The organism is Microcystis sp. LEGE 08355, from assembly GCF_015207185.1.
Classification (GTDB): domain Bacteria; phylum Cyanobacteriota; class Cyanobacteriia; order Cyanobacteriales; family Microcystaceae; genus Microcystis; species Microcystis panniformis.
In genome coordinates this window covers 1-8824 of sequence record NZ_JADEXI010000153.1, presented here as the reverse complement: position 1 = coordinate 8824, position 8824 = coordinate 1, and the positions used below count along the sequence as shown (strand labels likewise).

The window sequence follows — 8824 nt, the reverse complement described above, 5'->3', positions numbered from 1 at the left end:
GCGTACAAGTGTATGGGTTTCGTCATCTATCGGAAGTGGTAAATTTCTTAAATGAACCCGATCGCCATTCACCGATGACTTTTAACGCTGCCGAGGAGTTCGGGCGATCGCAGGTAAATCTCCCCGATCTCAAGGATGTCAAAGGTCAAGCCATTGGCCGGCGGGCCCTGGAAATTGCCGCAGCTGGAGGTCATAACCTAATTTTTGTCGGGCCACCGGGCAGCGGTAAAACCATGTTAGCGCGACGTTTATCCGGTATTCTGCCCCAGCTGACCTTTGCCGAATCCCTAGAAGTCTCCCAGATTCATTCCGTCGCCGGATTACTGAAGGATCGAGGTTCCCTGGTGCGCGAGCGTCCTTTTCGCAGTCCCCATCACTCCGCTTCCGGAGCGGCACTGGTGGGAGGTGGCACTTATCCCCGACCGGGAGAAATCTCCCTTTCTCACCGTGGTATTTTATTTTTGGACGAATTAACGGAATTTAAGCGCAGTGTCTTGGAATATCTCCGACAACCCCTAGAGGATGGTTATGTGAGCATTTCTCGCACTCGTCTTTCTGTCGCTTTTCCGGCCCGTTTTACCCTAGTGGCCAGTACCAATCCCTGTCCCTGTGGTTATTACGGCGATTCGGTTCAACCCTGCAGCTGTTCACCGCGACAACGGGAACAATATTGGGCGAAATTATCGGGGCCGCTTTTAGACCGTATTGACCTACAAGTGACGGTAAATCGCCTGAAACCGGAAGAAATGACCCAAGAGAGTCGAGGAGAAGCTTCTGAGCAGGTGCGGCAACGGGTAGAAGGGGCCCGACAAAAGGCCAGCGATCGCTTTCAAGATACGGGGATTCGCTCTAATGCGGAGATGAATTCCGAGCATTTGCGGCGTTTTTGCGCTCTTGATCAGAGCAGTCGCCATATTTTAGAAGGGGCAATCCGAAAATTGGGTTTATCGGCCCGAGCAATGGATCGCATTCTCAAAGTTGCCCGCACCATTGCCGATTTAGGAGATAGTGAAATGCTGAAAAGTTCCCACGTTGCCGAAGCAATTCAGTATCGCACTCTCGATCGTTTAAGTTAGGGTTTGCGGCAAAAAGTTTGTTGCTGGGGTTAGGAGTCGGTCGTCAGGATTCAGGAGGCAGGAGACAGCTTTTTTCTTCTCACTCCCCACTTCCCACTTCCCACTTTCAAGTCAGAATAACAGAATGACCTCCCACACAGCAAAAGCGATTAAGTAGGTAGGCGTTAAAAATTATCAGACACCCCCGTTATCAAGGGTAGGGTTGATTCATGAATCAACCCTACCTTATCAAGGGGGGATCAAGGGAGGATTAAAGGCAAAATCCATTTTTAATTTAATTATAACCAGCTACTTAATCGGGCGATTCTAAGCGTTTTTGCCATTCTCGATCGATTTTATCCGAGCGATCGATCTCTTGTTCGAGATAGTCTTGATCGGTAGAATAACTAATATCAGCATCTGTAATCACTTTTTGGTCAGCAAATTTACGAGAGTAGGCCAGTTTTTGCTCTAATTCAGGATTATTTTGTGCTAATAAATCTGCTCTTTTTTCTCGCTGTTGATTGCGTTGATTAACCCGCTCATTTCTCCACTGTAAAAAGAAATAACGACCGAGGGGAATCCCCAAAAAAGCACCAGCATAACTGAGGAGAAAACCGTAGATACCTGTGACTATCGACCCCAGAGAACCGCTCAAATCGACACTATCACTGTTGAGCAAAGATCCTAAAACTAAAGCGAGGATAAAGTTAACCGCCCCTAAACCTAAAGCTAGGATAATTTGACCGCTATCCGCTTCGCTAAACTTCCAGCGTTTTTCCTTTAGATAGGGCGAAACTGCTTGTAATTTTCTCTCTTTGGTTGTCACCTGTAGATCGGGAAAATAATAGATAATATCGCCTCGATCGGACACTTGCGGCAATCCATTAAAGCGGGTTAAAACTGGGAGTATATAGTCTTCTGTCTCCTCATGACTGGGGGTAATACTATCGAGATAGGGGGCAATTTGTGGAGCGACAATCGAGCCACGATTATTTTGAATTACTTTACCGATAGTTTGCCAGCGTCTCTCCTCTAAATTGAAATTAGGATCGCCATCGCCAAAAAGAAAAGAAAAAACTGCCTCGAGAAAATTCATCTTACTAGGGGGTTTTTCTGCCTTAACTTCCCTATCTCTTCTTTCGTAGTAGTTATTACCAAAATCGGGATAAAAAATCCAGAAAAAGTCCGTGGGAAAGAAATTAATATTAATGTTGTTGTTTCCCGAATTATTATCCGAGTCACTATCTTTGAACATTGAGGCTATCAGGATCGCCAGAATAGCAAACAAGAGGATTAAAATCGAAATAATTAAAACAATGCCGAAGGAAATGCGAATAACATAAAAAACTACTTGCCAGATTTTACTCCCGAAAGCTTTTAACTGCAATTGCCAATATTTATTCAGGAGAATCGACCGAAAATTTTCGGGGAAAAGATAGATAATCTCCCCCGTATCTGCTACCTGTAAATGTCCCCCTGCTTCCGCAGCTAAAGCTAATAATCCCTGTTGTGCAGCGTTAATCTCTAAACCCGATTTTGCCGCCACATCACCCACCGTAACCCGATAGCCTAATTTTTCGATCGATTGTAATAGAGACTCTTGGGGATTCATAGAAAATACTGTTCCTCTCGATTATCCTATTTTCTAGTGTAGTTTTGATTTTGTCTTTTTGGCAGCGGCTATCTTGATTGACGGGTGCGGCATTTTGGACTCGATCGAGAAAATATCGTTATAATTGTTCCAATAGTCGCAAAAAGCAGGGCTAAACTGTATAAATAGTTACTTTATAAGCAATTATCAGAGGTGAGCATGAATGCGTCGGAACAGGCAAAAGGATTAGAATTAACGGCGAAGATCGCCACACTCGTCAACCTGTTTAAGCAACAATTCCCCGATGCAAAGGCAGATCTGAAACCTTGGCGCAATGATCCCCACACAAGGGAGTTAACGGACCCCGACTCGATCGATATCGCTTTCCATTTTCCCGGTTGGAGTCCCAGAATTCAAGGGCGCAGTATTCTGGTACAAATTCGTTTTCATCTCGATAGCGAGGATCAGCATCAGCGTTTGATTGGCTTAGAAATGCAGGCTTTTAACCATCAAGGAACCGCTTGGCGACTATCTACGGTGGAAAATTGGCAATTAGTCGGCAATTATCAACCCTCTCCTAAGGTGGCTGATAAGTTAAAATATTTCAGCCGGCAGGTGTTTGAAGTTTTTAAAAATGAGCATCGATAAGGCTCTTTTGGCACTCTCGGCAAAAGATCGTTATTCGATCAAGATTAAATCAGTCATAATGTCAAGCTATAGGACTAAATTAATTCTTGAAAGTGCTTCGCTTTAGCAGAAATTTTTAACATTTTTTCTGGTTGATCGTGAATCTCACTTTTTTGAGAAAGTTTACGGCTGCTCATGCTTGTTTTAGAAATACTGATATTTTTAATACTAACAAAGCGATATTGATAGTCCTGAAGAAAATCGGGTTGATTCCAAAATAAGCGTCCGATTTCACGACAATAGGAGACAAAGCATTCGGCTCCTTTTAATTGTTTAATTATCGATGGATTAGAATCTCCGCTTTTCTTCATTTCCAAACAAAGGATAACTTTTTCAGTAGGGGTATTAGCGATAATTATAAAATCTGCACGCTTACACTCACCTTTACTACCAGTAAAAATTTTGCGGACATCAAAAAACTCATCTAGCTTGATCACAATAACTCGATCGGGTTCAGGCATTCCACTAATCACAAACGAATAGTTATCTTGATTTTCTGTCAGTTTCAGTAAATAAATATCTCGTTTGTACTCTTTTTTATATTCCAACTCTACTATCGCACACTTGCTAATCATTTCTTTGAGTATAGCAATATCAGACATTACTCCTCACCCCAAATAATAGCCGTTTGAATACGATTCATATTTTCGATAGTAGTATCAAAACTGCGTGCTTCGATACCCATTTCGTGATCAATTTTAGCGGGGTTTAAAGTGTGAAATTTAGTTTTTCTTTTTTGTCCTTTTAACATCTTTGAATCTTCTTCAGCAATATAGACTTTAACTTGATTAGCCGATAATAATTCCTCTTGTCTATAGCCTTCTTCTGCGGCAATTTGTTTCAGGTGTGGTTTATTATGGTTAAGCATAATTAATGTGTTGATTTCTTTGATAATATAATCACTGTGAGTAGTGATAAAAACTTTAATACCAATGTTGATCAGTCGAGCGAAAAGTTTAGCGATACGGCGTTGATTTTCTGGATGGAGATTTAATTCAGGTTCATCTACTATCAACAAATCTCCGATTCGAGCTTCGTGTCTTAAATAAAAGCCAATGTCTAAAAGAGAACGTACAGCACTAGAACTTTCATCCATCGATAGTCTAAGTTTTTTTCCTTTAGGAATGTAATAAAGTTCATCATTGCTAGTAATCATATATTGACCACCAATAATATCGGCAAAATCTTCTAAAATACTGGGATGATTTTCGGCGACAAAGCTAGTTTTTTTGACAATTGTTTCTATTTGTCTAGTAAAATCTACATTTTTTTTGACTGGTAGCGCATAATCCTGAGAAACATTAAATAACAGTTCCCTAGGATTAAAATTGCTATTTTTACTAATTTCTTCCAGTAAACGATTACGAGCAAAATTTAACTCTTTGCGAAAAATTGCCGCTCCTGTTCTTTCTGCACTGGCAATAAATGGCCTAGGAAAAAACTGAGAGAAAATTATATCTTGGATGCTGTCGTAAATGATATCCTCAAGAAAATGCACTGGCAGATTTATTTTTTCTGTTTCTGTTAATAATGTAATGGATAAATAAGGCTCATCTTCAGGTTTGCTAATCGAGATAATTTCCAATGTTGCTGTACTAATTTTCCTTTCATACTTATTTTGAAATTGAATATTGTCAAAATTTAATTCTATCTGAAAATCAACATTTTTAAACCTCTCCTCGTTGGCAGCAAAAACTTCAGGTATTTGTTGAACATATCTTTGACAACCTGTAGTAATAATACTTTCACACTGTTGAACATACTCCTGTAGATCGAGACTAATTACACCATCAGAAAGTAGTTGATTAATTTTTTCTTTGAGACCAAATGTTGGCCAAGTTAATAGTCTTCGCCAAGTGTCTAAAAAACCGAATAAAGCGTAGGTAGCATAAGTTTTACCTGTATTATTACGACCACAGATAATTGTGAGGTCGCCTAGACTGAATTCTGCTTGTTTTAAAATGCCAAGATTTTTAATTTTAACTTTCATGTTTGTCTTAGGTTTAATATTCACGATGATAGATAATTGTGGGTAATTTGATCAAGTCCCAAACTATACATTCAACTTTGGTTAAGTAGGGAGGCAGAATTATTTGTAGGATGGGTTAGCGGTAGCGTAACCCATGCAGGCGTTGGGTTTCATGCTTCAACCCAACCTACGTTCATCTTATATTTAATTCCACCCACCCACTTATCAAGGTTACTTACAGAAAGTATAACTTTTCTAAGGCTTTTCTCTCTTTTTCAGTCACTTCTCGCCATTGACCGGGTTGTAATCCTGTTAAGCATAATTTATTGTTTTTGTCAATAGTAATGGCTGTTCTAATTAATCTTAAAGTGGGATAACCAACGGCTGCCGTCATCCTTCTTACCTGACGATTTCTTCCCTCAGTTAGGGTAATTTCTAACCAAGCAGTGGGGACAGATTTTCGATAACGAATCGGTGGCTCTCTGGGGGGTAAATCCGGTTCAAAATCTAGTAAATTAACTATTGCTGGTCGAGTGCGATAATCCTGAATAGGAAGACCTTGACGCAATTTTTCTAAAGCGTTTAGGTCTGGAATTCTTTCGACTTGTACCCAATAGGTACGCGGATGAGCAAATTGACGATGACCCAAACGATGCTGTAATTGACCGTTATCTGTGAGTAATAATAATCCCTCGCTGTCCCTATCTAAACGACCGACAGAATAGATATTCGGGATGGGAATATAATCTTTTAAAGTCGAGCGACCATTTTCATCAGTAAACTGACATAATACATCGTATGGTTTATAAAAAAGGATATATTTATTCAAGGGAAAAAGGAGTTAGGAGATAAGTAGTCGTGCAAAATTAATTTCTTGGTTAGAATAGGCAAAAGGCAAAAGGCAAAAGGCAAGAGGTAGTTAGATATGTTTAATTAACTTTGCTTAGGTACTTAACTGATAACTGATTACTGACCACTGATAACTGATAACTGATAACTGATAACTGATTTAATCCCGTTGATGGGAGAATTGATAAGCACCGACAATCGAGAGAAGAAGAGCGACGATTAATAAAATAGGGATAGCGAACCAAGGAAATTGATTGATATCGTAGGCTGCGGCTCTTAATCCTAGACTAGCATAGGTGAGGGGCAAGGCATAAACAATAATTTTTAATGCCCAGGGTAAGGTTTTGGGATCGAAAAAAGTTGCTCCTAAAAAAGACATCGGCACGATTAAAAAGTTATTATAGAGACTGGCACTTTCGAGGGATTGAACTCGCAATCCGACAATTGCCCCTAAACTGGCAAAGACGGCACAATTTAAGATTAAAATTAATAAAAAGAGGGGATTGAGAAAACTGGCAAATTTTCCTGTAAATAAGATAGCGATGAGAATCACTGATGCAGAAGTCATTACACCGCGCAAAATTCCCGCAAAAACTTTGCCTAAAAATAATGAGAGGGGATGGACGGGAAGTAATAATAATTCCTCGAAGGTTTTACTAAATAAGCGATCGCCACAGATGGAAAAGGTGGTTCCCCCGAAACTGATCGCCATTGAGGACAGGGCCACCATTCCGGGTAAAATAAATTCTAGATAAGAATCGCCGAGTGAGGGTTTCATCGAGCGATCGAGGGCGCTTCCCAACCCCAACCCGAAACCGATAATATAGATTAGGGGAGAAACTAAACCTGTGGCGGCGATCTGAAGGACTCTCGCCCGTAAATCTAGCCATTCTCCCCAAAATACGGTTAAAGTGTCTGTTAATATCGTCTGAGCTTGAGCTAGTTTCACTGGTATTTTGGTTAATTAGTAAATATACTTTTAATAATAATTAACAATTGTCCCCTTTTTCAAGAGTGGCTCATCCCAGTTTAGTAAAATGTAGGGTGCGTTAGACGGCGACAATCTTTGCTTAAACTTGAATCTAACAATCCGTCGTAACGCACCACACCTAGGATTAATTTAATTTGGTGCGTTACGCTATCGAAGGGCGCACCCTACTATATATGATAAAATGCCTTCAAAGACAGGTAAGGGAAAACTTGCAATTATTCACCCGATAAAATAACTGATAGCCGAGATGAAACCCTGTTACTGCATCAATCCCGATTGTTCTCAACCGGAGCATCCGAGCAATAATAACTCGAATACTCGTTACTGTCAAAGTTGTCGCTCTGAGTTGTTGTTAAATGGTAAATATAGAGTAAGTCGGTTATTGAGTGATAAGACCGGTTTTGGGGTTGTTTATGAAGCTTTTGAAGGTTTTACAGCCAAAATCCTCAAGGTATTACAAGAAAAATGGAATAATGAACCGAAAGCAGTTGAATTATTTAAACGGGAATATGACGTTTTATTAGAGTTGAGTCGTCAAAATGTTACAGGTGTTCCTCGATCAGATGCCTATTTTCAATATTCCACGAGGGAGGGGAAAATATTACACTGTTTAGTTATGGAAAAAGTGGAGGGTATTGATTTAGAACAGTGGCTAAACCAGTATGATAAGTTAAGTCAAAAACGAGCCTTAAAATGGCTGAGAGAAATTACTTTAATTCTCGATAAAATTCATCAACAGAATTGGCTGCATCGAGATATTAAACCCCCTAATATTATGCTGCGGAATAGTGGCGAGTTGGTGTTAATTGATTTTGGCACAGCAAGGGAAGAAACCCAAACCTATCATCAAAAGGTAAAAGGTCAACAGGTAACAGGTATTACCTCAGCCGGATATACCCCCAATGAACAACAACATGGCCAAGCAGTGATTCAATCAGATTTTCATGCTTTAGGACGAACTTTTGTGCATTTATTAACTGGAAAACATCCCTTAGAAATTTATGATGCGTATAATGATGTTTTACCTTGGCGAGAAGAAACGGAAAATATTCACCCGTTATTGTTGGATTTTATTGATGAGTTAATGGGGAGATTACCCAGGAACATACCGGCTAATACTAGGATTATTTTACAACGTTTGGATGAGATTGAACGGCAATTAAAGTTACCTCCTAAACAACCGTCGGTTGTTCCTCAGATTAATTCTTCGGTTTCACCCTTAGATAAAACCCTTACTGGTCATTCTGGCCAGGTTTATTCACTAGCATATAGTCCCGATGGCCGCTATTTAGCTAGTGGTAGTAAGGACAGAACTATCAAAATTTGGGAGGTAGCAACGGGAAAACAATTGCGTACCCCTACTCGTCATTCTGAGGTAGTTAGGTCAGTAGCATATAGTCCCGATGGACGCTATTTAGCTAGTGGGAGTCAGGACAAAACTATCAAAATTTGGGAGGTAGCAACGGGAAACGAAGTGCGCACTCTTACTGGTCATCCTGAGACAGTTTTCTCAGTGGTATATAGTCCCGATGGCCGCTATTTAGCTAGTGGGAGTGTTGACAAAACTATCAAAATTTGGCGGGTGGGACAGTAAACTTGTGTTGGGGGTGACAGCAATAACTTTTGTCTATCAAAAATGAGCGACGCTTGCGGGAAACCCAACTGCACCGATGTCTTTA

General features: G+C 40.2%; 7 protein-coding genes and 1 pseudogene. 3 read left to right on the top strand and 5 right to left on the bottom strand.

Annotated elements, in window-relative coordinates; translation table 11 throughout:
• Window positions 1–1076: YifB family Mg chelatase-like AAA ATPase (locus IQ242_RS10055; protein WP_193959864.1), on the top strand; the 1076-nt coding region annotated here is incomplete at its 5' end.
• A 292-nt stretch (window positions 1077–1368) separates the two neighbouring features.
• Here IQ242_RS10055 and IQ242_RS10050 read toward each other — a convergent pair.
• Window positions 1369–2670: a hypothetical protein gene (locus tag IQ242_RS10050; protein WP_193959863.1), complete on the bottom strand. Its 1302-nt coding sequence runs from the start codon at window positions 2668–2670 to the stop codon at window positions 1369–1371.
• A 198-nt stretch (window positions 2671–2868) separates the two neighbouring features.
• Between IQ242_RS10050 and IQ242_RS10045 the strand changes: the two genes are divergently transcribed.
• Complete coding sequence (locus tag IQ242_RS10045) at window positions 2869–3297, top strand: hypothetical protein (protein ID WP_002743840.1); 429 nt, start codon at window positions 2869–2871, stop codon at window positions 3295–3297.
• 74 nt (window positions 3298–3371) lie between these two features.
• On the opposite strand, the gene IQ242_RS10040 is transcribed toward IQ242_RS10045, so the two are convergent.
• From IQ242_RS10040 to IQ242_RS10025, 4 genes are all read right to left on the bottom strand, one after another.
• Window positions 3372–3938, bottom strand: coding sequence for a hypothetical protein (locus IQ242_RS10040; protein ID WP_052276704.1), 567 nt, complete (start codon window positions 3936–3938; stop codon window positions 3372–3374).
• The gene (locus IQ242_RS10035; protein ID WP_193959862.1) at window positions 3938–5326 is read right to left on the bottom strand and encodes an AAA family ATPase; all 1389 of its coding nucleotides are present in this window, start codon (window positions 5324–5326) and stop codon (window positions 3938–3940) included. Before IQ242_RS10035 ends, IQ242_RS10040 begins: the two co-directional genes overlap by 1 nt.
• A 214-nt stretch (window positions 5327–5540) precedes the next feature.
• Entirely contained in the window at window positions 5541–6134 is a 594-nt protein-coding gene (locus tag IQ242_RS10030; RefSeq protein ID WP_193959861.1) for a pseudouridine synthase, read from the bottom strand.
• Window positions 6135–6314: 180 nt separating this feature from the next.
• A complete protein-coding gene (locus IQ242_RS10025) occupies window positions 6315–7103 on the bottom strand; it encodes an ABC transporter permease (protein ID WP_002765070.1) in 789 nt (262 codons plus the stop codon).
• 289 nt (window positions 7104–7392) lie between these two features.
• Between IQ242_RS10025 and IQ242_RS10020 the strand changes: the two are divergent.
• Window positions 7393–8730 (top strand): annotated as a pseudogene (locus tag IQ242_RS10020) (protein kinase); the annotation flags it as partial.
• Between the last annotated feature and the right edge of the window lie 94 nt (window positions 8731–8824).